This is a genomic window from Vibrio sp. 10N.286.48.B8 (assembly GCF_003050085.1).
Lineage (GTDB): Bacteria > Pseudomonadota > Gammaproteobacteria > Enterobacterales > Vibrionaceae > Vibrio > Vibrio crassostreae.
Window position 1 is genome coordinate 1 of the sequence record NZ_PIGD01000026.1, and the last position, 23,118, is coordinate 23,118.

Below are 23,118 nucleotides of genomic sequence, written 5' to 3' on the forward strand. Positions count from 1 at the left end.
AGTATGATGTATCTTGCTCAATGACTGATGGTTATGACTGTTATCAGAATGCGTTGGCAGAGAGGATCAACGGAATACTGAAGATGGAGTATCTGTTGAATAAACCGAATGATTTAGATGAAGCAAAGAAAATGGTCGCCGAATCAGTAAAAATCTATAATGAATATAGGCCTCACACAGCTCTAAAATACAAAACGCCCGATGAAATACATCGAGCGTTTTAGTCAATCAAGTGTCAACCCATATCAGGACGGGTCATTGATACTTCCTGTATCCGTAGACAAGTCCAATCTGTAGTACTTTCACCGAAAGCCAGATCATCGATATCTCCAGTTGTGTATCACTATTAAATCTAGCATACACACTTCAAGCTTTTCTGAGACGTAATCGAAAGTTCGTCTAAGTAGCGTCAATTCCTACTTATCAGCCCAAGAAAGCAACGTCATATCTTTTTGTTGTCAGCTACAAGCCAAGAACAAAGCCCACAACAAGGTGGGCTTTGGCTATCTGGCTTCTGAACTGACTAAACTAGTGAGTAACTTTTTGAAACCATTGTTCAAACCTAAATTTAAAAGTTTGCTTGGAGCGTCAAGCCACTGTAAGCCGAGTAAGCGTTCAACATCACATGATATCTGCCGCTTTGGGTGACATTCACCGTACAAGTCTCACTGTTACCCGAACGATAAGGTCGACAGTCCCAAGTATTGAGCGTTGGTTTGTCTCCAAAACGTAGATACAGATCCGCGTCGCCTGTGCCACCAATGGTGACCACTGTTAGCTGCTGGCCCTGTTGTAAGTCCATGTAGAAGTAATCCTTTTGTCCTCGGCTGTCACTTAATCCATTAACCGGCACGCCAGAGACTAGCTTTCCATCTGGATCCGGTCCAGGTGTTGGACCACCGCAATCCGGTTCACAACCACTATCAGTCAAACTATACAGCAGTTTATTGGTGGTTCCTCTTGTGTCAGAAACCTTATTCTCCGAGGCTCTTGAGTTCAGTAACCCTGCGAGTTGAAGCGGTGTTAAGCCGTTGTTTTCTTGTAAGTACAAGGCAGCAACGCCGGCAACATGTGGCGTTGCCATGGAAGTTCCGCTAATCGTTTTATAGCCGCCATCATACCAAGCTGACTTAATTTGAGACCCAGGTGCGAATAGGTCAACACAACTGCCCCAGTTCGAGAAACTTGAACGCGAATCAGAGCTGGTCGTTGAGCCTACCGTTACACCACTTGGTACACGAGCTGGTGATGTATTACACGCATCGGCATTTGAATTACCTGCCGCCAACATAAAACTCACTCCAGATTGAATCGCGCCTTGCACCGCGCTATCTAATGCAGTGGATTGACCTCCACCTAAACTCATGTTGGCGACCGAAGGCCCTGATGCATTTTGTGCTACCCAATCCACACCAGAAATCACGCCGGATGTGGTTCCTGAACCCGAACAGCTAAGTACTCTTACCCCAACAATATTAACGTTTTTAGCCACACCATACTGGCTGCCACCAATCGTTCCTGCAACGTGGGTACCATGCCCATTACAATCGCTCGAATCAGCATCATTATCTACGAAGTCATAGCCAGAAACCGAGCGCCCGCCGAATTCCTCATGGTTGTTATTAACTCCCGTATCAATCACATATGCTGTGACGCCAGAGCCATCAAAGTTAGCATTGTAGTTTCGATCCAAAGGGAGGTTTCTCTGATCTATTCGGTCTAGCCCCCAAATCGCGTTGCTTTGAACGGCTTCATTTGAAACAACAGGATCGATACTGAGTATTTGGTCTTGTTCAATGTATTCCACCCGAGAATCACGTCTGAGTTGCTTTAATTGAAGTGCGTCTAGATTTGCCACAAAGCCAATAATGGAACTATCAAAAACATCGTCTGTTTTGATTGAAAACGAATTGGCCATGAGGCCTACCGTTTGTTGAGTGAACTGCTGTAATCCAGCCGCGTCATTCATTAGCATCTGCGGTTGTTTCAATACAACAATATAGCGATCAGTGATCGCATCATCTGATGAAGCCAACACCAGTGGAGCAATAGGTTGTTGTGAGTTTTCAGTCGAATTTATAACAGAACCTTGAGCCAGACTTGATGCGGAATAAATACCAAATGTGGCTGCAATACAACAACTTAATACTTTCTTTAACATAGCTTGTTCCTTGATATTTTAGGTTTGTTGGTTGTTACCTACGACAAACACGAAAATGCAGACAGCTAGCGTTATACGCTCAATACGTGAAGCAACAGTGTTACAAATTCAACCTAAGACAATACCAATGAGGTTGCTTATTAATTTATATTCATCTCACTAGGAACTTCGAGTTGGGACAAATTATTTTGAAAAGCTTATGCAAGCGCAATTTATATAATTTGATCAAAAGCTCTAATTTCAATAAAAGTTGAATGCATAGATAAAAATGGTGTATGGAAGCGGAATGATCTTCACTATTGACACATAACACACCAAAACGCTGCAAAAACCGAAAAATACAGAATTAAAATTACGGGCGATTAGTCGTGCTTATAGTGAATAAATATTATTAATTGTACTCGCCGACAGCTTACCTCTATCTTGACTGCACTATCCAACACCATAAACAAACGCGATTACGCAGGGAAAAAGACGATGACCGCCATTACCGATTTAAACATTCTGCTAAAGTCCATGTCACCAGAACTCATTGAAGGCAACTATGTTTTCTGTACGGTAGAGGGAGAATTAGCCGACTATGTCCACCTCAATCCGATGGCGACCTTTCGAGAAAAAGAAGGGTTAACTTTAGTACTAACAGAAGAAGTGGCGACTCAAGCGCAGTTAAGTTTCGATGGTGTGTTTAGCTTGATTACTTTGTCTGTACACTCAAGCCTTGAAGCGGTTGGGTTAACCGCTGCTTTCGCCACAAAGCTTGGTTCATACGGTATTAGCGCCAACGTGATTGCTGGCTATTACCATGACCATATCTTCGTTCAGAAAGACAAAGCATCCGAAGCAATGAGCGCACTTAGAGAGTTTTCAGAAGCGAGCTAACAAAGCGTTCACCAGACACAAAAAAAGCGACGTAATCTACGTCGCTTTGGCTTATTGCTTACTGTTCATTCACTGATCAGGCATCAGAGAACAAGACCGTTAAGCAAGCTTAAAAGTGGCCACTTTGTCACTTAAACCAGCGGCTTGGCTCTTAAGTTCGTTCGACTCAGTTAAGCTGTCCTGAGCGCCCACAACTAAGTGGTCAGTGACATCTTTTATGGTCGTCACGTTCTGGGTAATTTCACCCGTTACGTGTGTTTGCTCTTCAGCAGCCGTGGCGATTTGAGTCGCCATATCGCTGATCAAAGCTACTGCGGTATTGATCTCTTCAAGCGCGTGCGAAGCTCTGTCGGCATCTTCTACTGAATGTATTGCCAGTTTAGAACTGCTCTCCATCAGCTCAACGGCTTGGGTCGTTGTGCGCTGTAGGATATCAATCGTTGATTTGATCTCTTCTGTTGAAGAGTGAGTACGCTGCGAAAGCACACGTACTTCATCAGCAACCACAGCAAAGCCACGACCTTGTTCGCCAGCACGAGCCGCCTCAATTGCAGCATTCAAAGCAAGCAAGTTGGTTTGCTCTGCAATGCCTTGAATCGTTGCGAGTACAGTCGAGATCTCTTGAGCATGCTTGTTAAGTTCGCTAATCACACTACCCGCTTCGTTCACTTCATTGGCTAGATTATTGATTGAACCTTTGGTATCTACAACCAGTGCGTGACCGCTGTTAGTGCTTGTCGCTGAATCTTGCGCCGCTTTTGCTGTTTGCTCGGCATGCGATGCGATCTCTTGCGTTGCGCTCGCCATTTCAGTTACAGCCGTCGCGACCATAGTGATTTCTTGCTGCTGATGATTAAGCTCATCCACAGAACGGTTCGCACGCTGAGCACTTTGCTCTGACTGGCTGTTTAGCTGCTCTGACTGCCCACGGATATGGCCAATCAACTGCTGTAAACTTCCAACAAAGGTATTGAAGTTATGAGCCAACTCGCCCACTTCATCTTGGTTTTCAACATGAATGCGTTGAGTTAAATCACCACTACCATTCGCGATTTGCGCCAGTGCTTGAGATACGTGGTTCAACGGACGGAATAGAATCGTACACAACAGGTTAAACAGTATGGTACATACGATCACCACAAGTAGCGTCACCAACACTTGACCAATCACGGCATCAAATAACGGTGCTACCAAAGAGTCATGGTTAACAACGCTCACAGTAATTAGGCTCGTTCCATCAATCGCACGCGCATACAGAACATAATCGCTGCCGTTTAAGTCGATCGAAGTATCTTTACCACTAGCTAATGCCTTTTGTACATCCGTAAAATCTAACCCAAGTGAGCTGATGTTCTTATTCAGTAACTTGGTGTCAGGGTGCGTATAAACCGTGCCTTTATTGGTCGCGATGAACATGTAACCTTCACCCGGAAGAATCACTTGCTCTAGGCTATTAAGAATGTCGGTAATTTCAACATCCGCGCCTAACACAACCTGTTGACCATGTAATTGCATGGCAGTACCCAACGACACAACATTCGCCCCAGTTGCAGCTGCAACCGTTGGGTTGTCCATAAACACTTTACTTGGGTTTGCTACCGCATTGGTGTACCAACCCCATAAACGTGGGTCATCATTACCCGGCGGCAGTACCACTCCGTTCGCATTCTTTTGCGAACCGTCAGGAAACGCTAAGAAGACATTATCAAAAGACGCAGAATCACGAACCTGTTTTAGGTGAGTCACCAAGCTTTCTTGTTTGGATTCTTTCGAAAGAGAAGTAAGCGCACGCTCTTTGGATAAGATCCAATCCGATACATATTGATTGTAAGAAGCCGATGCGCCCTCTAAGCGCTGCTCAACTTCAGTATCCAACCTTTGCAGTGAAGCACGAAAAGACAATGCCTCGACCAAAATCCCCCCCAGGATAATGGCCATACTGGCTGAGATCGCCAGTTTATTTTTAAGCGAGAGTTTCTTGAACATAGGAAACCTATAATGTGGAAGTAAAGAACCGTGGCGAACAAATTGGTTGCCAAAGCGGTTTGCAAGCGCGATATATTTTACGCTTTAAAATAAATTAAGAAACCGATGAGGAACTGAAATATTGATATATGTGAGTAAGTGCACGCATCGTAACCCATTGATTTAGAGAATGGTAAACTCTAAATTTTGAATTAATGTGCTAAACAAGGTCAGCTGATGGGTGTCTTTGTTTGGCAGTAATAACGGCACAGCTCACGCTAGGCCGTTACCCCACTAGGAAGATATTTAAATGTGTTGAACGTCTGAAAAGAAACAGGTCGCAGACAAAATAGTCAAAAGTTGATCAACCAAAGTCCAACGTTAATAGCAATCGTGTCTCGTTAGATGAAGTGACTGGTGAACGATGCACAAGACCTGCATTTTCGTTGCCACTCCAGCGCTCACCTTTCAATAGCGCTACGTCACCACTCACCATTTGTTGAATATCAGATTCATGGTTGTACAAGCCAGAAGCAGAGTCTGGCTGTCCGTTGCTTCCACGACCTAACTTTGAACGATCGACCGAGTCGTTCTGTAGCCATTGAGTCGCGACACCGTGATAAGTGGTTACTAAGCGGCAAGGCACTTGGTCGAAATGAAAGCGAGGACACATTGCCTTATTCAACACCGCCAAACGCAGCCCTACTTCTTCAAGCTCAAACAAACAACAGAACATATCCACCAGCTCTGCCATGTTTTCTAATAGCGCTTTAGAAGCCGTTCCGTCCGTTGCAAATTCCAACTTATCGTAGGCGTTGCCCGGTGACACGCTAACAGACTTACTAAAATTTGGATTCGACGCGATAAACTCATCAATGTCACCTATTAAATCAGCATCAAACTTACGCTGCCAAATCGCGATGTTGATATCACTTTTGTAGATATCGGCTAATACCGTGGGCTGCTCCGAAGCACTAACGCATAGTTTGTGACTCACCTGATCTTTGATACTCACAGCCGAACTAATGTTAAGTGGCTGATTACTATCGGTTGCCAAAGGCTTCGTTAACACGGCATTCATTACGTCTTCTCCTTGATACATGCTTATCGCTTCACTCTTACTGCGACAATCGTTGTTCGCAGCAAGAATGAATTTAGTTATGTTATAACATAACTAAAAATACACAAGTAAGTTAACCGATCATGGTTCCAATTATGTGGAGCTGCCTTTCTAGCTTTGGGTAATTCTTAAGATACTGATCTAAGCTTCTATCTACACTTACCAAAGAAACCCATCTATATGGTAACCACTTATGAAAACGCTAATATCTGCACTCGGTCTGTTTTGTACCCTTATTTCTGCGCCCTCTTTTTCAGAAACAGGCTACACGTTAGATCCAAAGTTATCGAACATCACATTCGCTACCATTAAAAAGCAGTTTGTTGTAGAGCCCGCATCCATCAAACCCATGTCTGGAGGGCTTACCGAAGAGGGGCAGTTTTCAATAGTATTGGACTTGAAAAGCGTTAGCACTGGTGTCGCTATTCGCGATCAGAGGCTAAATGAGCTCTACTTTGAATCGATGACTTTCCCTGAAGTGAAGGTCTCTGGAAAAGTCGAATCGTCAATGCTATCCGGCGACCCAAAAAGAACAACCGTAGCGGCGGAAGTTACCTTACACGGCGTAAAAAAAACGATCGACTTCCCAGTTATGGTGGTTCCATCGTCAGGATTTGTCATGGTTAGCTCTGCCTCGACAATCGTCGTCAATGGCGCTGATTTTGGAATATCGACAGAGAATCTAAACAAACTTTCGGCAACCGTGGGGGGACTAGCGATTTCCGACAAAATCCCTTTAAGCTTTAACCTACTTTTCGACCAGTAAAGGAGTTATACCTCTTCTTTAAACCCACCTCATTTCACATTCATCCATCGTTTAAGAGCGGTGAATGTGAGTGAGAGCCCACAGAACATCAAACTTTTCTAAATACCTAATCATTTACGTTCATTTAGATCCAACTTTAGTCTAACCATTAATCACTCAATTCTACTGTGATTAAAACAATCGCTTATTGCCTTATCCTCGGCAGAGCAACACATCTACCTAAGTGTTTAAACACACTCGCTATTTACCTATCTCAAACCGGTTTTAAATGAGCAAATTATATGACTAAGCGCCTAGTGATATTGATGGTGAATGATGTCATTATACAAAATCGAACAAAATTTTTTCCTATTGCCAGAGCATCTAGTTAAATCCGAAAGAGCCCTTTTTATGTTGAATACACACATCATTAATCGAGATAGCCTTGCAGGAATGGGAGCGACGTTGATAGGCAACGGGATCGGTAGGTTTGCCTATATAGCATTAATGCCGGCGCTCATTCAAAGTGGTTGGTTTAGCGAAAGTGATGCATCTTATCTTGGTGTCGCGACCCTTCTTGGGTACATCTTAGGTGCACCTGCTACCAACATACTGCTGCGTTACTTTGGTGCTGGGCAGTTGATTCGTTTCGCTATGTTGGTGAGCAGCTTTAGCTACTTGGGCTGTGCGCTACAGGATGCGCCCTTAGCATGGTTTTATGTTTGGCGAACTTTGGCTGGAGTTACGGGGGCGATACTCATGGTTGTCGCCCCACCAGTGATTGTCCGAAAGTTTAACCCAGATGTGAAAGCTCGTGTCAGCGGTGTTGTATTTTCAGGCATTGGGCTTGGTGCAATGTTATCTGGCACCCTAATTCCTGTGCTCATTTTTTTTAGTGTGGTTTCGGCTTGGATTGGCATGGGAGTCATCGCGTTGGCCACCACTATACTCACCTGGAATGCTTGGCAAACCCAAGATAATAAGTCAAAAGCGCCTTATATAAAATCTTCCTTCTCACAGCTATCAAGGCCTAAGTTAATCAGCGTAACGCTTATTCTTGTGGCTTATACCTTCGATGCTATCGGCTACCTACCACACACCTTGTTTTGGGTTGATTACATCGTACGAGAACTGGGGATGTCGTTCACTAGCGGTGGTTTATTCTGGGCAACCTTTGGTATTGGTGCTGCCATTGGACCATTGATTACGGGCATGTTGGGAGACAAGCTAGGGCTTAAGAAGTCACTATGTATTGCATTTAGCTTCAAGGCTCTAGGCGTCGCACTCCCGCTTTTTAGCACCCACCCCATCGCGCTACTCATATCTTCATTACTGGTCGGTATTTTCACGCCGGGAACGGTAACTCTTGTGTCGACTTACACATTGGAGATTGTCGGTTATGAACTGCATACCAAAGCATGGGCAGGAATGACACTCTCTTTTGCTGTATCACAAGGTGTGGTTGGACTTTTGATGGCGTACTACTTAAATCATATGGATTCATACGACGTTTTGTTCAGCATTAGTACTGCTGCTTTGATTTTGTCTACGGTGTGTATATTAATGACCGCGACTCGCTCTAAGCCTGAACACTTGAACTCGATCTAAGCTAGCTTCTTCGGTTCATCTGACGAATACAATAAAGGATTATCATGCAACTCTACTTAAATGAAACCTCCCCGTTTTCACGCGTAGTCGCAGCTACAGCACTTCTATCGCGCTGCTCCCCACTGTCTTTTGTTTGGGTTGATCCATGGAGCTCTCCAGCCAATCTAAAAAGCGTCAATCCGTTTTGTTTAATTCCTGCACTTGAACTTGATGACGGAACAGCATTGACAGAAAGCTTATGCATTTGCCAATACCTAATTGAAACATATCAGCCTCAAACGCTCCGCCAAGTAATGTTAAATAGTGCCAATGACATGCATACACTAGGAACAGCTAAGACGTTAATGGAGATCGCTTTTCGAACCGTGGCATTGACTCGCTATGCAGACAGTGACAATGCGTTTATCCAGAGAGGGCAAGAAGGTATCGTTGCCGCCCTAGAGCGACTAGACCAAGAGATCAAAGAACAAGGACTAGAATCTCTTCTGAGTGACAACTTGGCCACGTTGTATCTCCATGTCGCTTTAGATTACGTTCAGTTTCGACATACTGAATTGTTTGATGAAGTGAACAGCTGCACCATCATCGATTTCTTACACCTTTCTCCGTTCGCAGAGGTACTGACACGTATAAACATTGAGAGTTTGGCAAACAAGCCTGATTATGAAACGTTGCTTGATTCGTTCGGTCTAGATACCTAAAAGCGTCCAGAACTAGAATGCGTAAAGTCTTGAATTCAACGTGAGATAGGCTAAGAGATGTCGTTGATGTCACATGTCGTTACACAGCATGGTGTCTTAAGGCTTTACATCTTGGGCAAGGTAAACAACAATCCCTGAGAATAAATCCATAACATAATGTATTTAGAAATTATGAGTAGCACAGAAAACAAAAAATCGAGTCCTCTTTTCGAAGTCGTATTTAACGTCCTTCTTCCTTCATTCATTTTAATGAAGTTCAGTGGAGATGAGCATCTCGGAACAGGCTTAGCATTACTTGTCGCCCTAGCCTTCCCTATTGCTTACGGTGGCATGGAGTTGATCCGCAACAAGAAGTTCAACTTCATAGCAGCGCTTGGCTTTGTCAGTGTACTTTTAACAGGTGGCATTGGTTTCTTTGAGCTAGACACTCGTTGGTTAGCACTAAAAGAGGCATTAATCCCAGGTCTAATTGGTTTAGCAGTTCTTGGCTCAACCTTCACCCGCTACCCGTTTATTCAGAAAGTTATCTTCACACCAGCTCTGTTAAATATCTCTCTTATCGAAGAGCGTTTAAGACAGTTCGGTAAGCAGGCGCAGTTCGACCGTTGCTTAATGACATCAAACTACCTATTCGCGAGTACTTTCGCATTTTCTTCTGCGATGAACTACTTCCTAGCGACTTGGATTGTGACAAGCCCTGCTGGCACCGCTGCCTTCAATGAAGAACTTGGCAAGCTGACACTTTACAGCTACCCAGCAATCGCCATCCCAAGCATGTTGATGATGTTGGGTATTTTCTACTACATTTGGCGTCAAGTTCGCTCTATGACTTCGCTAGAAACAGAACAAATTTTTATTACTAAATAGTTCTGAATTAACAAATCTCTCTGACAACACAACAAGAAGCCCAGCAATTAAGCTGGGCTTCTTTGTTTTTACTCTTTCGTTTGTCAACATGACATATGGCAGTTTCGACTTGGATTATGAACCTCGCGGACAATCCGAATGACTTTTCTCAAGTTAATTTGGGCGACATGTCTATAAACCAATAATAATCAATGAATTGCATTGATTGAACCGACAGATGCTTTTATAGTCAATCCTGTTGGTTACTTTACAAAGCTCTACCCAACCACTGACAATATTTCAGTTGCCGTTGATAAGATCGCATAAGCTAGGTGCTAAAGGTAGACGCCAGCCGTACTCAATAAGGAATATAGATTATGAACAAATCTCAATTAGTTGAACACATCGCGACTTCTGCAGACATCTCAAAAGACCAAGCTGGCACAGCGCTCAATGCGCTAGTTGAAGGTATATCTTCTTCGCTTGCTAACGGTGATGACGTATCGATCCTTGGATTTGGTAGCTTTAAAGTTAACTCTCGTGCCGCTCGAACTGGTCGCAACCCGCGTACCGGAGAAGAGATTCAGATTGCAGCATCAAAGACGCCAGCATTTAAAGCAGGCAAAGCACTAAAAGAGACGTGCAACCTGTAACACAGAAAAACACAAGGAAGATTACGATGACGACTAAGGAAAAAGCGAAAACGAGCCGAAGCAAAAAAGCTGGCAAGTCGACTAAAGCACAAGCCGAAACACCTAAGACTCGTCAACGCATTGAAGAGCTTCTTGAAGAGCGTGAATTGGCCAAACTGTTAGAACTATAGTTTATGTAAGAACTAAAGTTTAAGTTTAAGCAAAGTGATAGTTTGTTATCGTTCTAATGCCACTTCAGATTTGTAGTGGCATTTTTGGTTTTAGAAACACGTTCCTATAGCAAACAATCGCTTCCTAGCTCTTCTACCCACTAAAACACGACCCCAACCGTCCAAAATATGAACACTAAGTAACTGGCTTAGTTACATTGTCATACATACCCATACATACCCAAATCGCATTTTTCACTATCATCATTTTCTTGTTATTGGTGAGATTATTGGAAGGGTTCGTAACACAACTGTGTTCGAACAATACTTCTTCTTTGAGGTGATTATGAATGTCGTTCGCATGGGGATTGAAGCCAATACCCATAAAAATAAGGGTAAATACAAAGCCATAATTAAGTTTACGATTCGAGCTCTGTTTTATTATTCAGCCACTCGAAAAATGAGTGATAACTTCAACTCTGAAGAGAGAAAGTTGTTATTTATCAAGCAGCCCAACTTCTTGTCTAAATTTGTGACTCCCTACCTATGTACTGGCTTTAGCAATAAAGAAAAGATCGACATCTTGTCCAAGCACTACGACTGGTTTGAAAACACCTTCGTAACAGAAGCACGTCAACAAATCTACAATGAAAGACTCAATCTTCTAAAACTAGACATCGATGACCGCATCTATCTAGTTAATCTCAGCTTTGAAAGAAACGCGAGAAAAGAAGGTGAACTCACAGTTTCATTGACCAATTCTCAACTCGAAAAAATGTATACCATTTCATTTACTGTTTTCGACAACAACATCTACATCGGCGGTATTCAGGGTGGGGCCAATGACAATGGATTTAGCCGCACATTCACCAAAGCTTTTTACGGTTTAAGACCTAAATCCTTCATGGTAGAAACACTACGATTGCTCGCTATTAACTTGGGTATCGACAATATCTATGCGGTAAAAGAGTCTGGCCATGTGTCGAACTCATTGCGCTACGGTAAGAAAAACAAAGATATCAGCCTTAAATACGACAGTCTGTGGGAAGAGCACGATGGACAGGTGCATGATGACTATTTTTATCGTCTACCGACCAACCCGAACAGAAAAGATCTTGAAGCTCTAAAACGTCAGAAACGAAAACTATATCGTGAGCGCTATGCTTGGTTAGATCAGTATGAGCAAGATCTGCATAACGTAATCAGTCAGCACACCCACGGTACTGACATGACACCAATTCAACTAGCAAAAGCGAGCTGATTTAATTCTGTTGAATAGAACACTAGGCCTCGCAATCGCGGGGCCTTTGAGTTTCACTCATACGAGTCAATAAAGGCTTGAAGTGCTTGTTGGTCGATAATTTCCAACCCTTGCTGGCCTTTCTTGATGAAGCCTTTATCGAGTAAGTCTTTGACTGCTCTGCGATATACTCTGCTCGATGTGCCGAAACGTTCGGCCTCTTGATTCACTTTATCGAAGCCGCCTAACACGGTATTGGTGTGGCTTTGCACCAACAAATCGTAAGCGATATTGTAGGTAATCGAGTGTAAAAGGCGATTGGTGTAAATGCCCATCGAGTCTTGATAATCTTCCGCTAGTGCTGAGGCGAAAAAGAACATCATCTCCGGATTTTCATGTAGCGCCTCTGATAGTTTTTGGATACAGATAACATCAACCTGCATGTGTTCATCTGCGACGACATTCCACTGACAAGGCGTTTGAGTGAAGAACTCCATCTCGCCAAAGATATGATAGTCGCAATTCACTTCCCCCAGTTGAAAGCGTCGCCCATTAGCCGCAGAGATACTCATAGAAACTCGCCCTGCCGGTACAACATAGAGATACTGAAGCTGCTCTCCTTGACGCAAAATTTCGTCATTCTTATAAAAATAACGCGAACTCACTTGGTGTTGGTAGATGAGAGCTTTAAACTCAGAACTTTTGTGTTCTAGGTAGTTTTTAAAACGTCCGCTTGAGTATGGTTCGATCTTCATACTAACTGTCTCTCATTGCATGAACTGCTGTTGATGTTATTGCGATTGTAGCGGCTTAAACCAATGGAGAGAACAATAAAAAAGCGACGGTCTCCCATCGCTTTTATCTTCAGTTTATTGCTGCTCTTACTGAGCGATTAACGCTTCCAACGCCGCTAATGATGCAAGTCGTTCACCTTCCATCATCACTTTTGCTTCATCGACATACTGTCCAACACCGTCTTTTACATCTTGTTCGTACAAAACCACATTGTTCAGGATGGAAGCGACGTTAACCCCTCTCAAGCGTCCAACCGTAAACAGTGCCGATGTTTCCATGTCTGCCCCCAAAATGCCTTTACCATTCCAGTACTGACAAATCGCCTGTTCATCATCGGTATAAAAGCTGTCGTGTGAGCGCACCGTTCCTAAATAGTAAGGTGTTGATTGCTGCTGCAAGAACCCATCTAACTCTTTCAGCAGAGAGAAGCTCGTATAAGCCGGATACGACGGTTTAACGTAAGCCGCAGAACCTCCCTCATCACGAACTGCACCTTCTGCAACAATCAACTCACCAAGTCCAATATGGGACTGCATCGCGCCCGAAGAGCCGACTCTTACGATATGAGTGACACCACAAAACTTAAGCTCTTCGACCGCAATGATCATTGAAGGCGCACCGATCCCCGTACTACAAACCGATATCGCTTTGCCTTGATAAGTACCAGTGAAAATTCGATATTCACGGTTTTCGGCGACTAGCTCAGCGTGCTCAAGCAGACTCGCGATACGGTTTGCTCTATCAGGCTCGCCACAAACAATGACCAACGGAGCAATTTGCGTTTCATCAACGCCAATATGAGGTTGCTTTGCCATCTTAACTCCTAAGAAGCCGTTGCTTGAGTCAGTGACTTATCACTATTTCGCTTAGCTGTGCGTGCCCACTCACGAGTACCATTCGCCGCAATAAACATCAAAATAGCGTATTGAACGGACATTGCGTAAACGCCCTGCGTAGCATAAATACCAACACTGATAATGTTAATCACAATCCACAGTATCCAGTTTTCAACATACTTACGAGTCATGAGAACTTGGGCAACAATCGATAGAATGGTCATGGTCGCATCCCAGAATGGGAACGCATCAGGTTCAAGAACAGGTTCCGCTAAGTCCGCACCAAATAGATTCAGGCTATCAACCGCGATGTTTGCCAGCGCAAAAAAGAATGGGTCGATGTACATAGTAAGCAGTGCAATCGAAATCGCACACGCTGCGGCTGTTGCCACCAGCTTATTTTGGCTCAACCAGCGAACTTCTAGCGTTTCACCTTGCTCATTAGGGCGTGTCCATGCGTACCAGCCGTAAATGTTAGCGCAGAAGAAAAAGAGTTGAAGAAGTAACAGTCCGTATAACTGAATTTGGAAAAAGATAACCGCAAATAAGGTGACATTCAGTAATCCGAACAAATAGTTAATGGTTTTCTCTTGGCTCGCAAACCAAATGCAAAGCAGGCCAAACACAGTGCCAAATGCTTCGATCCAGCTCATTGCATAGCCATCCCCTATTGGGATATTGACTAGAGTATTGTTGATATCAAGTAGGGCGAATAGGTCCATAGGGATGTCCTTTATTATTTGTTTTTAGTAGCACCTATCTTATTGTGCCGATAGAAACAAAAAGGAGGACATTTGTCCCCCTAAAATTGCATGCGATCATAAATCAGAATAATAAATGGGAAAATAAAATTCACCATAGAGTCTGTGGTTCTCCGTCCTTAGTTCAAAAATCGAGTTTCCACTACAGAACAATCCACTTCCAAAAACGAAATTTTAGCTTACTGGCTTTAGACCGATATCGCGTTGACGGTGACGCTTGAGAAGCGCATGCTTTTATTTCCGAGCAGAATAGTTTTGGCCGAATTAATAGCCTAACCCGTCCATAACTTGTTCTGTGCAACGTATCTGATTGAATGGTAGGTCACATGAATAAAGTTATTATGTTAGTTATGGGGCTGCTTTTAACCAGTCGATTATTTGCCAGTATTGGGCCGCACGTTAGTCAACTTGAGCATGATGCCCCTATTCTGCTTCGCTCAGCATTGATTGTCGGAGTTTCGGCTTATGCCGTTTGGACAGCGTTCAAATATTTCAAAAAGAACAAAGCTTCTAGTTCAGACTAACTGTAGCGGAAAGAACCCAGAAAACGTCGAAGTAAGCAGCAGATGTCGGTTATTGATCCGCAAAATAATCGACCAAGATTTTACGCCACTTACGCGACTCACGAATTTTCAGCAGCGCACGGTTTATCTCTTCTTCGTGTGAGTTATTTTCAGTAATGATAAATCCATAATTCTGCTTTTCTAACTGATACGGTAACACCTCTAGATCATCGAACTGTCCACTTGTTCTGCCATTACCGATCATATATTTGAGTACCACATCATCGGCTACGATGGCTTCAACTTCACCTTCCTCTAAAGCCGCCAACAGTCTCGGCATATCCACATAACTTTTGTGTCGAATACCAAAGCTAGTGAGCATCAAAGAAGAAGTCGTCGCGACTTTTGCCCCTACTTCAACATCCGCAAGATCATTAACGCCTTTAATATGGGAAGAACCTTGGCTAAGCGTAAGCTTGCTGGCTAATACCGCAGTAATACTGGCGATGAACAGCATACTCAATACACCAATGAATACTGTGGCAATTCGTCCGGTTAAGCTTTTGAACTCAAAGTAATTGAATGGGCCTCGAGTGATGAACAGTAAGCCAAGTATGAAGCTTTCTAACCAACGACCAGTACGGCTTTTCATCGAATAGAGCTTTTCATTCTCACCGTGCTCCAACACGTAAAAAAATGCGCCAATGACCCCAGAGATAAAAACGATAACACCAATGATCACCCACAATGCAGGGTTTAAGAAAATGGCGCGCAAGGTATGAAGGTAGCCCTGTTTCTTCACTGCGATAGCAAGGTGAGTTTCGTAAAAGGAATGGGAAAAGTCAGCAAACAGCTCACGCTCTGGGGTGATTGAAATACAAGAGACTCCGATATCGATTTGCTCGGTTTCAATCGCATTGAGTAGTTCATCCAAACGGTGATTCTCTATCGTGTATTCAACGTCCATTTCTTTGGCGATCTGTTCCCAAAGCTCGACACTTAGGCCATTCCATTCACTTTCCATCGAACTAATCACAAAAGGCGGACAAGGGTAAACACCAACTTTAAGCGGAGCAGACGAAGCAAAAGTGCTGAAGAATGGAAAAAGTAAAACAATTGAAAGAGCACAGTATCGAGGTATCGATTTGAAGAATTTTTGCATCAGCAGCCCTCCAGAAAAAGGCAGCGATGAATTGAATCGAGTGCAAAGGCTCGCCTAACGAACACACCTTAGCGTCCTCAAAAGTGAAAAGAGTTTATGACAAATTCAATGTTGCCCTAGCTTTAATAGTTATAACTTTAACTATAGAGAACCCTACTTATTCTGCAAAATATTGGGCTTAAACCTAAGACATAAACTGGCTCTGTGCTGACGAACACAAGGTTCCGTTCTGAGTGATTTGGCTCTCTAAGAAGTGAATATTGCGTCTGCTTTTAACCCATTGAGCGCGAATTTCTAACTCTTTATCAATGGCTATTGGATGATGAAAACGAGACGTTAAACTCACCGTCATCGCATTGATACTGTTTTGGAACAAACAATGCAGCATAGCGCTGTCGTGTAATGTGGTAACAATACCGCCCTGCATGATGCCATCGTAGCCCTCGACTTTATCTGTTGGTACAATCTTGGCTCTTGTTTCATATTTAACTAAAGCTTCACTCTTAATTGAAGCTTCATGATTGGCCAAGGCTTTATGATTGACTAAAGTCTCGCGTTCGCCAACGGCTTCAAAACAAATGGGGCTGTCTGCGAAAAAACCTTGGCTGCATACTTGGCAGTGCCGATGGTTGTGAGGAATGAAAACCTTCATACTTACCCTTATTCCTTTTTACCCTTAGATTCCTAGAGATTGATATGGCTCGACCAAAAAAACATCGCCAGTTATGTACCCGTGCGGCTTACTCTTGTTTTAAGCCTAATGGCGTTCCTATGGACGAGCTTCATAAAGAAGAACTGCTATTAGAAGAGTTAGAAGCCTTACGCTTGGCTGATCAAGAAGGATTGAGCCAGCTTGAAGCCGCCGAGCAAATGCAGGTATCTCGCCAAACGTTCGGCAATATCATTAAGCGTGCACGAGCCAAAGTCGCCAAATGCATCGTCAACGGCCATGCTTTGGTCATTCAAGGCACTTAACTCGCGTCCTAGCCAGGAATGATTTAACGCAAAGGCCACTCATTCCCAAGACTTAGCTTGATGGCTCAGTGATCTGATACAACGTTCGGCTATGCTCTTCGCACACATCCTTGCAATTGCATTCGCGCTCAATGTCTAACTGCGCGAGCCCTCCACAACTGCCTTTGATTGGCTTACGTGAAAAAATCACGCCTATCGCCATCAGAAAGACGATTCCAACAAAACCCAGTAGCGTGAGTAAGAAAGTCATTTACGGACACCTCGAATAACACTGAACCTATTCGACCGTGGTGTGTGAATCGACGTTTCTTTCTTGTGTCCTTTGTCACCGCACGTTTTCTCGCGACACCCGCTATTTCTGGGCTCTCGACCATAATCGAGGTCAGTGACTTCTTGCAGATTGCTGAAATCCAGCGAGGCAACTTCCGCCTTTCCTGTCGATGCAAAAACTCTAATATCGTTGTTGAACAAGTGTGCCAACATCTTCTTCCCTATGTGACGGACAACTACAGCCTTCACATCGTAAGATTTAACGACAGACATCCATTGTTTCTTCTTATTGCACGGGCTGTCCGACTCAACCAAAGGAATAAGCTGCTTTATTTGTTGTTGCTCATCGACAATAGCTATCTCCGGAGAACGAGCAAAGTGGTTGCCGACATGAAGGTCGCGGCAAGGTATTGCGTATAACATGATAACTTCCTGTTATTGATGATCAGGAGTTCAGAATACGCCCCATTATTAGCATATGCCAATAACTATCGTGTGAAAAATAAGATTTACTGAATCGATAAGTACGATCAAAAACAACAATCAGCCAATATGGTTAGCGCAGATTAGTTTACCTCCCGCATCTAGTCATGGAAAAGCCCCTTACCCAGAAACAAGAATGCCCCCGCTATTGCTGGGCATTCTTTATATGGAAGAGTTGAAGAAACACAAACGGTCTCTTTTACTCAAATCTCGTCACAAGCGGCATTCAAGCTCGCACATGAAGCGGTCAATCAATGTGAGGCAGATGGCTACAAGGTTTCTGCGACTGTCGTTGATTTGTCGGGTAATGTGATTGCTCAACTGCGTTCTGATGGCGCTGGCATCCACACACTTGATAGCTCACGCAAAAAAGCGTTCACCGTGGCGAGCATGAAACAACCATCAGCTAACCTAATGAAGCTCATTGCCGATAAGCCGATCATGCAACCCCTTCAGAATATGGACGAAAACTTGCTGTTCTTAGCCGGTGGTGTTCCAGTACAGGCGAACAATGCGATGATTGGTGCGATTGGTGTGGATGGTGCGCCAGGCGGTCACCTAGATGTGGCGTGTGCTGAAAAAGCGATTAAGAAGTTCTTCTAGAAACCTGATGCGATTTGTCCAAATGAAAAGTGCCCCGCAATTGCGGAGCACTTTCCAAAAGGTCAGACATAAATAAGAACCGCTCACCCTAAGGCACTTCAAAGCGGCCACTCATAGCAAGGTGATCAGATAAATCCCACACACCCCACATTTCCTCATCAAAGCTACGTAACACTTCTATCTTGCTGGTACTAGCCACCACACTGCCATTATCTGAATACAATAGATAATCCAGCCGTTCTTGATCAAATTCATCACTGTTTGATAAGTTTTGGTTCACAAGCGGGTCATAACTATAGATTAATGAGCCTTCTAAAGGCGGTTCTCGCAAATTCAGTATTCTTAGCATTTGAGTAAAGTCGATGGGAAACTTATGTTTGGCGATATTGAAATCACCACCGAAAATCACGGGTTCATCTTGCGGTAAATCGAGCTGTTCGACAAAAGCGAGAATTTCCCCGACCTGAAGCATTCTTATATTCCTGTGCTCACGAGAATTCCATGAACCAAGGTGCAAATTAAACAAGTGATAAGGACGGCTATCTTTTATTATCTTGGTATAAAGTACGCCTTTATCTGCAGCGCAATCTGTGCCCTTGCAGTTATCAAAAACGTGCTGCGCCTGTTCAACTATAGGGTACTTACTATAGGTAATAACGCCGCCATCATAAGTATTGCTACCACCGCCATCGAGCTTGTTACTCACGAACTGAAAGTGGCTTTGCATCGCAGCATTCAAGCGTACTTCATTTTCCCGCCTAAACACCTCTTGCATAAAAACCACGTCGTTATTGCTGACCGCATCAGCGATTCGCCTATCTCGATGGTTCATGTGCTCTCCCACAAAAGGGAGCAACCAAACGTTATAGGTCAGAATATTGATGCTATTTTCATTAGATGACAGAGTGGTTGGCTCTTCACTGATAACGAACGTAATGTCATCGTAGCCGCCTGTATATTCGGCTTTATAATGATACTGATAATCTCCTTTGTAATTCCCGTGAATCTCTCGGTCATCATCTAGCTCGCCCATATGCGTAGTTTCCGGGTCAACAAGCGTAAAAGACATGTTTGACCCCCATGCCGTCCCTTTTAGCTTTACAACCGGTGTGAGGTGTTCATACCCTAAAAAGATAAAAAAGTAGTAATCTTTGCCATACTCTATGCCACTGTATCGACTCAAGTTGGCAATTTCAGCGTAACTATAAGGCTTAATACGGTTAATTCCCGTTGAAGTGATAACTTGCTCATCACCAGATATAAGGAAGTTAATTTCCTCATCGGTGTTGTTCAATATGTGTATATTGGTATCTGCTTTAATAGCACTCGAGAAAAACAGAAAGCATAAAAATGTCGCACGCATTAATTTAATCGTCATCACTTCAGGCTACTCTTTTCGTGTACCACACCCCATCAAACGTCAAAATTATTAGAGCTTAGTTTCATAACAAATACAAAAAGAGATGGCAGTAAAACAGGGTAATTTGATGAGTTTGGGTATGGGAGGCTCATAAAAATAGTACCTCGACTTGCTTCGTCACTCGTCGGCATTGCGGTAATACTTACCTGTCTGGTAAACATCAACAGTTCCAGTTCCAGTTCCAGTTCCAGTTCCAGTTCCAGTTCCACAGCTTGACTGGTTTGAAGTGCTATCGTCTAGTACTCAAACAAAACATGACACAAATTTGATGTAAACCAAACTACAAGTTGTTATATTATAACATTACGTCAAATAACTATTATGTCTCATGAAACAGCTATTTATTCTAACCAAGGTACTCAGCTGCCTCTCTTCACGATATGTACGTCGCTTCTCAACACACCTACGCTCCATTAAGCGTTTACCATTTTGGTTAGCAATACTGATTTTTGCTCCGAACCTACAAGCACACCCCCATTCTTGGATCGAAATGAAAACTCATATCGAGGGACAAAATGGCATGATCACCGGCTTGTCAATGGAGTGGTCTTTTGACGCCATGACGTCCATGTACATGCTGGATGGTGAAGACGTTTCTCCAGAGAAAGAAAAGGAGACGTTCAAGGACTTGGCAGCATCTGTAATTGAAAACATGATGTACGAACACTACTTCACTTATTTCTACGACGGTAAAGAACCAATCAAATATCAGGTTGCTGAACATGCGAAGTTCGAACGTGATAAAGCCAAAATGGTCCTCACATTCGACCTTCCACTTTCAAAACCTAAACCTGTCACACGCGACTCCCTTCGCATGTTGATTTTTGATCCTAGCTACTTCGTTGATATGTCGTGGATCTCAAATAATGATGTCACCTTATCTAATTCGCTCGCTAGGCAATGCCAACTAGAGATCGTTGAGCCAAATCCTACTCCTGAGCAAATGAGCTATGCGATGTCTTTGCCTGCCGATGCTGACCCAGACAACAACTTAGGTCAGCTATTCACTCAGTCGGTTGAGCTTCATTGTGCCGCAATTCCCGCGTCTTAACTACAACCGCACGTTTCTACTCATTAAGGCTCTCTATGCAAAATGAGAGTGAACTCTGATATAGGTTTTTGTTACATGCTGAAAAATCAAATTCAAACAAAATACTACCTGATAGGTGCCACTGCCTTAATACTCGTTGCTATAGGCGCATACCAACTGTGGGTAATGTGGCCATCATTGGTGATATCCAGTATTCAATGGCAAAGAGAAATCAATTCCGAGCTCGCAGACCTACTCTATGAAGCTAAATCCAATCCTTGGGGGGCAGGCAGTTACCTTATCGGATTCAGCTTTATCTACGGCATGCTTCATTCACTTGGCCCGGGCCACGGCAAGGTCATCGTTTCGACCTACTTAGCCACTCACCCAACCAAAGCGAAAGCCAGCTTAGTGCTTACAATCGTATCTGCATTCCTACAAGCATTGGTCGCGATCTTATTAGTTAGCGTTTTGCTGTGGGGCTTTAGCGCTTCTATGCGAATGGTGAATGACAAAGCAAATATGTTTGTTTCATTAAGTTTTGCTTTAGTTGCAGTGGTCGGTGCGTTGATCTGCTGGAAAGCACTCAGAAACATCTACCGTTCAATCCGTAAACCAAAACTGAAAGTGAAAGCCATCACCACATTAGCTGCCGGTACGTCTTCGCCAATTTCAGTCCAATCACCAATGGCGCTTCGCTCATCAGTACCAGCTGGTTCAATGATGTTGACCCCATCTAACGCATTACAACCGGCAGAACACGCTCACGCAGATCATTCACATGCAGACTGTGGATGCGGCCACCAGCATGTTGCCGATGCAGACGCTATAAACAAAGCTTCAACACTTCGTGAATATGCGGGAATCATCGTGACGATAGGCGTGAGACCATGTACTGGCGCGATTATGGTTCTGCTTTTCGCAAACATGGTTGGTTTATATTGGATGGGTGTTGTCAGTGCTTTTGCCATGGCGATTGGTACTGCTTTCACAACCTCGACGATTGCTATAATGACACTAACAGGCAAGAACTTGGTAAAACGCTATTTGGCTGCAGGTAATAAGAGTAACAGTGCGACACTGAAAGCCGCAGGTCATTATTTACAACTATTTGGTGGGGTTTTGCTTGTCTTAATTGGCTTGTTGCTAATGAGTGGGCAAGACAGCGGTATGTCCCCAGTGTTTACGATGTAACGGTTATAGATGCGCTCTATTACGATTAGAAGTTAATCACCATTACCGTAAACTAAAGACCTCTCAACAAGGGGGCTTTTTATTTTAGTGACATAAACACCCGTTAACCTTATTCAAACAATGCATGACTGTTAGTCTAAATAGACCTTGTCAGTATCATCGACTTACAAAACAAAACCAAAATAGCTAAAGATAAGCCATAAGAAGCGATACAATACCCAAGTTGCGAGATCGCAGCATGAAATACCAATTCAAAGAAAACCCATTAACAAGAAGCATTAAAGTAGCCTCACATGTCTAAAGAACCCGGTTTCACAACAGAATACAAACTCGACAAGACGTTTTTCGCGGAGTGTTATGATCAAACTAGCCTTCCGACTCAATTTCCAAAAGCCTACTTAAAAGGAATACTGTTTCTTATTTTTGGCGTGGTTCTACTGGAGTTTGAACTGTTACCTAACGGTTATGTTGGTTGGTTCTTTATTGTTTTGAGTGTGATTGAAGCATTCAGTGTGTACTGCAAAAGAACCTGGTGGTTATGGCGACAAAGAATCAGCTCAGGCGCAGGCAGCAAAATTGTCTTTCAAGGTGATGCTAGCGGGGTGAGTTACAAAAACCACAAAGCCACCAATACTATCGCTTGGAGTGACATCGACCAACTTGAACAGACCGATCTCGGCTTTATCCTTCATATTGGAAAACAGCGCCAATATGTCAGTAAATCTTGTTTAAGCGATGAAGCAATCGCGTTCATGATTGAACAGCACGAAGCTTCTAAAGCGAATTAACAAAATGTACTAAGGCCTCACAAATTTGAGGCCTTAGTATTACCTGGCTTTGAGAAGCTGACTCCCATCGCACTACGCTTACCCCATTGACCTAAATCACACCAAAATAGCCCGATCTCTTTCTTACTCCTCAACGAATACTCATCAAAAGATATCATTGCCGCCTCTTATCCACTGAACACAAAAATATAATGGGTTTATTTGTACAGCAAAGTCTATTAAATGGACATT

The 23,118-nt window shown here is 43.4% G+C and carries 25 protein-coding genes and 1 pseudogene; 15 read left to right on the top strand and 11 right to left on the bottom strand.

Translation table 11 applies throughout. The features are described from left to right. Positions 1-224 (top strand): integrase core domain-containing protein (locus tag CWO08_RS21310; RefSeq protein ID WP_146161772.1); only part of this gene is annotated, 224 nt, incomplete at its 5' end. Between the two features lie 344 nt (positions 225-568). On the opposite strand, the gene CWO08_RS21315 is transcribed toward CWO08_RS21310, so the two are convergent. Continuing rightward, entirely contained in the window at positions 569-2,161 is a 1,593-nt protein-coding gene (locus tag CWO08_RS21315) for a S8 family peptidase (RefSeq protein ID WP_108021044.1), read from the bottom strand. Between the two features lie 477 nt (positions 2,162-2,638). On the opposite strand from CWO08_RS21315, the gene CWO08_RS21320 reads away from it, so the two are divergent. Beyond that, a complete protein-coding gene (locus CWO08_RS21320) occupies positions 2,639-3,040 on the top strand; it encodes an ACT domain-containing protein (RefSeq protein WP_108021045.1) in 402 nt (133 codons plus the stop codon). 99 nt (positions 3,041-3,139) lie between these two features. Here the strand turns inward: CWO08_RS21320 and CWO08_RS21325 are convergent, their stop codons facing one another. Both CWO08_RS21325 and CWO08_RS21330 read right to left on the bottom strand, forming a co-directional pair. Continuing rightward, positions 3,140-5,026 (bottom strand): methyl-accepting chemotaxis protein, encoded by a 1,887-nt coding sequence (locus CWO08_RS21325; RefSeq protein ID WP_108021046.1) that lies wholly within the window; start codon positions 5,024-5,026, stop codon positions 3,140-3,142. 343 nt (positions 5,027-5,369) lie between these two features. Continuing rightward, positions 5,370-6,086, bottom strand: a complete 717-nt coding sequence (locus CWO08_RS21330) for a DUF1826 domain-containing protein (RefSeq protein ID WP_108021047.1) — start codon at positions 6,084-6,086, stop codon at positions 5,370-5,372. Between the two features lie 232 nt (positions 6,087-6,318). On the opposite strand from CWO08_RS21330, the gene CWO08_RS21335 reads away from it, so the two are divergent. The 7 genes from CWO08_RS21335 (at position 6,319) to CWO08_RS21360 (ending at position 12,088) form a co-directional block, all read left to right on the top strand. Further along, complete coding sequence (locus CWO08_RS21335; protein WP_108021048.1) at positions 6,319-6,891, top strand: YceI family protein; 573 nt, start codon at positions 6,319-6,321, stop codon at positions 6,889-6,891. Positions 6,892-7,281: 390 nt separating this feature from the next. Then, the gene (locus CWO08_RS21340; protein WP_108021049.1) at positions 7,282-8,478 is read left to right on the top strand and encodes a YbfB/YjiJ family MFS transporter; all 1,197 of its coding nucleotides are present in this window, start codon (positions 7,282-7,284) and stop codon (positions 8,476-8,478) included. A 44-nt stretch (positions 8,479-8,522) separates the two neighbouring features. After that, entirely contained in the window at positions 8,523-9,179 is a 657-nt protein-coding gene (locus CWO08_RS21345; protein ID WP_108021050.1) for a glutathione S-transferase family protein, read from the top strand. A gap of 171 nt (positions 9,180-9,350) precedes the next feature. Beyond that, the gene (locus tag CWO08_RS21350) at positions 9,351-10,046 is read left to right on the top strand and encodes a VC0807 family protein (RefSeq protein ID WP_102431775.1); all 696 of its coding nucleotides are present in this window, start codon (positions 9,351-9,353) and stop codon (positions 10,044-10,046) included. A gap of 356 nt (positions 10,047-10,402) precedes the next feature. Further along, positions 10,403-10,678 carry an HU family DNA-binding protein gene (locus tag CWO08_RS21355; RefSeq protein WP_048658484.1) on the top strand — a complete coding sequence of 92 codons (276 nt, stop codon included), beginning with the start codon at positions 10,403-10,405 and terminating at the stop codon, positions 10,676-10,678. Positions 10,679-10,704: 26 nt separating this feature from the next. Continuing rightward, a complete protein-coding gene (locus CWO08_RS24065) occupies positions 10,705-10,848 on the top strand; it encodes a hypothetical protein (protein WP_017059112.1) in 144 nt (47 codons plus the stop codon). A gap of 325 nt (positions 10,849-11,173) precedes the next feature. Next, positions 11,174-12,088: a VirK/YbjX family protein gene (locus CWO08_RS21360; RefSeq protein WP_146161773.1), complete on the top strand. Its 915-nt coding sequence runs from the start codon at positions 11,174-11,176 to the stop codon at positions 12,086-12,088. A gap of 53 nt (positions 12,089-12,141) precedes the next feature. Here the strand turns inward: CWO08_RS21360 and CWO08_RS21365 are convergent, their stop codons facing one another. The 3 genes from CWO08_RS21365 to pnuC all read right to left on the bottom strand — a co-directional run bounded on the left by CWO08_RS21365 (position 12,142) and on the right by pnuC (position 14,420). Further along, on the bottom strand, positions 12,142-12,822 hold the full coding sequence (locus CWO08_RS21365; RefSeq protein WP_108021052.1) for a Crp/Fnr family transcriptional regulator: 681 nt from the start codon (positions 12,820-12,822) through the stop codon (positions 12,142-12,144). Between the two features lie 126 nt (positions 12,823-12,948). Further along, entirely contained in the window at positions 12,949-13,677 is a 729-nt protein-coding gene (locus CWO08_RS21370; RefSeq protein WP_108021053.1) for a nucleoside phosphorylase, read from the bottom strand. 8 nt (positions 13,678-13,685) lie between these two features. Further along, positions 13,686-14,420 carry a nicotinamide riboside transporter PnuC gene (gene pnuC, locus CWO08_RS21375; protein ID WP_017065475.1) on the bottom strand — a complete coding sequence of 245 codons (735 nt, stop codon included), beginning with the start codon at positions 14,418-14,420 and terminating at the stop codon, positions 13,686-13,688. 365 nt (positions 14,421-14,785) lie between these two features. Between pnuC and CWO08_RS21380 the strand changes: the two genes are divergently transcribed. Further along, positions 14,786-14,983 (top strand): hypothetical protein, encoded by a 198-nt coding sequence (locus CWO08_RS21380; RefSeq protein WP_108021054.1) that lies wholly within the window; start codon positions 14,786-14,788, stop codon positions 14,981-14,983. Between the two features lie 49 nt (positions 14,984-15,032). Here CWO08_RS21380 and CWO08_RS21385 read toward each other — a convergent pair whose 3' ends face one another. Together CWO08_RS21385 and CWO08_RS21390 are read right to left on the bottom strand one after the other, a co-directional pair. After that, positions 15,033-16,124 (bottom strand): transporter substrate-binding domain-containing protein, encoded by a 1,092-nt coding sequence (locus tag CWO08_RS21385; RefSeq protein WP_102479453.1) that lies wholly within the window; start codon positions 16,122-16,124, stop codon positions 15,033-15,035. A gap of 184 nt (positions 16,125-16,308) precedes the next feature. Beyond that, on the bottom strand, positions 16,309-16,776 hold the full coding sequence (locus CWO08_RS21390) for a PaaI family thioesterase (RefSeq protein ID WP_102479454.1): 468 nt from the start codon (positions 16,774-16,776) through the stop codon (positions 16,309-16,311). Between the two features lie 44 nt (positions 16,777-16,820). On the opposite strand from CWO08_RS21390, the gene CWO08_RS21395 reads away from it, so the two are divergent. After that, positions 16,821-17,099, top strand: coding sequence for a DUF134 domain-containing protein (locus CWO08_RS21395; RefSeq protein ID WP_102431413.1), 279 nt, complete (start codon positions 16,821-16,823; stop codon positions 17,097-17,099). Positions 17,100-17,151: 52 nt separating this feature from the next. Here CWO08_RS21395 and nqrM read toward each other — a convergent pair whose 3' ends face one another. Together nqrM and CWO08_RS21405 are read right to left on the bottom strand one after the other, a co-directional pair. After that, the gene (gene nqrM, locus CWO08_RS21400; RefSeq protein ID WP_017109749.1) at positions 17,152-17,349 is read right to left on the bottom strand and encodes a (Na+)-NQR maturation NqrM; all 198 of its coding nucleotides are present in this window, start codon (positions 17,347-17,349) and stop codon (positions 17,152-17,154) included. Continuing rightward, a complete protein-coding gene (locus tag CWO08_RS21405) occupies positions 17,346-17,792 on the bottom strand; it encodes a NifB/NifX family molybdenum-iron cluster-binding protein (RefSeq protein WP_102431412.1) in 447 nt (148 codons plus the stop codon). The genes nqrM and CWO08_RS21405 overlap by 4 nt, the downstream gene beginning before the upstream one ends. A gap of 240 nt (positions 17,793-18,032) precedes the next feature. Here CWO08_RS21405 and CWO08_RS21410 point away from each other — a divergent pair. After that, positions 18,033-18,455, top strand: a pseudogene (locus CWO08_RS21410) (heme-binding protein); the annotation flags it as partial. 88 nt (positions 18,456-18,543) lie between these two features. Here CWO08_RS21410 and CWO08_RS21415 read toward each other — a convergent pair. Then, positions 18,544-19,833 (bottom strand): sphingomyelin phosphodiesterase, encoded by a 1,290-nt coding sequence (locus tag CWO08_RS21415; RefSeq protein WP_108021056.1) that lies wholly within the window; start codon positions 19,831-19,833, stop codon positions 18,544-18,546. A gap of 370 nt (positions 19,834-20,203) precedes the next feature. Between CWO08_RS21415 and CWO08_RS21420 the strand changes: the two genes are divergently transcribed. The 3 genes from CWO08_RS21420 to CWO08_RS21430 all read left to right on the top strand — a co-directional run bounded on the left by CWO08_RS21420 (position 20,204) and on the right by CWO08_RS21430 (position 22,887). Next, complete coding sequence (locus CWO08_RS21420; RefSeq protein WP_146161774.1) at positions 20,204-20,926, top strand: DUF1007 family protein; 723 nt, start codon at positions 20,204-20,206, stop codon at positions 20,924-20,926. A gap of 75 nt (positions 20,927-21,001) precedes the next feature. Then, the gene (locus tag CWO08_RS21425) at positions 21,002-22,099 is read left to right on the top strand and encodes a nickel/cobalt transporter (protein WP_102431409.1); all 1,098 of its coding nucleotides are present in this window, start codon (positions 21,002-21,004) and stop codon (positions 22,097-22,099) included. A gap of 293 nt (positions 22,100-22,392) precedes the next feature. Further along, positions 22,393-22,887: a YcxB family protein gene (locus tag CWO08_RS21430; RefSeq protein ID WP_102431408.1), complete on the top strand. Its 495-nt coding sequence runs from the start codon at positions 22,393-22,395 to the stop codon at positions 22,885-22,887. Positions 22,888-23,118: the final 231 nt, after the last annotated feature.

What these genes read in the sequence shown, in the direction of transcription:
- CWO08_RS21355 (WP_048658484.1), top strand. Translation starts at nt 10,403, where the DNA reads ATGAACAAATCTCAATTAGTTGAACACATCGCGACTTCTGCAGACATC.
- CWO08_RS21405 (WP_102431412.1), bottom strand. Translation starts at nt 17,792, where the DNA reads ATGTTATACGCAATACCTTGCCGCGACCTTCATGTCGGCAACCACTTT.
- CWO08_RS21370 (WP_108021053.1), bottom strand. Translation starts at nt 13,677, where the DNA reads ATGGCAAAGCAACCTCATATTGGCGTTGATGAAACGCAAATTGCTCCG.
- CWO08_RS21380 (WP_108021054.1), top strand. Translation starts at nt 14,786, where the DNA reads ATGAATAAAGTTATTATGTTAGTTATGGGGCTGCTTTTAACCAGTCGA.
- CWO08_RS21430 (WP_102431408.1), top strand. Translation starts at nt 22,393, where the DNA reads ATGTCTAAAGAACCCGGTTTCACAACAGAATACAAACTCGACAAGACG.
- CWO08_RS21335 (WP_108021048.1), top strand. Translation starts at nt 6,319, where the DNA reads ATGAAAACGCTAATATCTGCACTCGGTCTGTTTTGTACCCTTATTTCT.
- CWO08_RS21390 (WP_102479454.1), bottom strand. Translation starts at nt 16,776, where the DNA reads ATGAAGGTTTTCATTCCTCACAACCATCGGCACTGCCAAGTATGCAGC.
- CWO08_RS21330 (WP_108021047.1), bottom strand. Translation starts at nt 6,086, where the DNA reads ATGAATGCCGTGTTAACGAAGCCTTTGGCAACCGATAGTAATCAGCCA.
- CWO08_RS24065 (WP_017059112.1), top strand. Translation starts at nt 10,705, where the DNA reads ATGACGACTAAGGAAAAAGCGAAAACGAGCCGAAGCAAAAAAGCTGGC.
- CWO08_RS21350 (WP_102431775.1), top strand. Translation starts at nt 9,351, where the DNA reads ATGAGTAGCACAGAAAACAAAAAATCGAGTCCTCTTTTCGAAGTCGTA.
- CWO08_RS21325 (WP_108021046.1), bottom strand. Translation starts at nt 5,026, where the DNA reads ATGTTCAAGAAACTCTCGCTTAAAAATAAACTGGCGATCTCAGCCAGT.
- CWO08_RS21420 (WP_146161774.1), top strand. Translation starts at nt 20,204, where the DNA reads ATGAAACAGCTATTTATTCTAACCAAGGTACTCAGCTGCCTCTCTTCA.
- CWO08_RS21360 (WP_146161773.1), top strand. Translation starts at nt 11,174, where the DNA reads ATGAATGTCGTTCGCATGGGGATTGAAGCCAATACCCATAAAAATAAG.
- CWO08_RS21385 (WP_102479453.1), bottom strand. Translation starts at nt 16,124, where the DNA reads ATGCAAAAATTCTTCAAATCGATACCTCGATACTGTGCTCTTTCAATT.
- CWO08_RS21315 (WP_108021044.1), bottom strand. Translation starts at nt 2,161, where the DNA reads ATGTTAAAGAAAGTATTAAGTTGTTGTATTGCAGCCACATTTGGTATT.
- CWO08_RS21320 (WP_108021045.1), top strand. Translation starts at nt 2,639, where the DNA reads ATGACCGCCATTACCGATTTAAACATTCTGCTAAAGTCCATGTCACCA.
- CWO08_RS21395 (WP_102431413.1), top strand. Translation starts at nt 16,821, where the DNA reads ATGGCTCGACCAAAAAAACATCGCCAGTTATGTACCCGTGCGGCTTAC.
- CWO08_RS21415 (WP_108021056.1), bottom strand. Translation starts at nt 19,833, where the DNA reads ATGACGATTAAATTAATGCGTGCGACATTTTTATGCTTTCTGTTTTTC.
- pnuC (WP_017065475.1), bottom strand. Translation starts at nt 14,420, where the DNA reads ATGGACCTATTCGCCCTACTTGATATCAACAATACTCTAGTCAATATC.
- CWO08_RS21345 (WP_108021050.1), top strand. Translation starts at nt 8,523, where the DNA reads ATGCAACTCTACTTAAATGAAACCTCCCCGTTTTCACGCGTAGTCGCA.
- CWO08_RS21340 (WP_108021049.1), top strand. Translation starts at nt 7,282, where the DNA reads ATGTTGAATACACACATCATTAATCGAGATAGCCTTGCAGGAATGGGA.
- nqrM (WP_017109749.1), bottom strand. Translation starts at nt 17,349, where the DNA reads ATGACTTTCTTACTCACGCTACTGGGTTTTGTTGGAATCGTCTTTCTG.
- CWO08_RS21365 (WP_108021052.1), bottom strand. Translation starts at nt 12,822, where the DNA reads ATGAAGATCGAACCATACTCAAGCGGACGTTTTAAAAACTACCTAGAA.
- CWO08_RS21425 (WP_102431409.1), top strand. Translation starts at nt 21,002, where the DNA reads ATGCTGAAAAATCAAATTCAAACAAAATACTACCTGATAGGTGCCACT.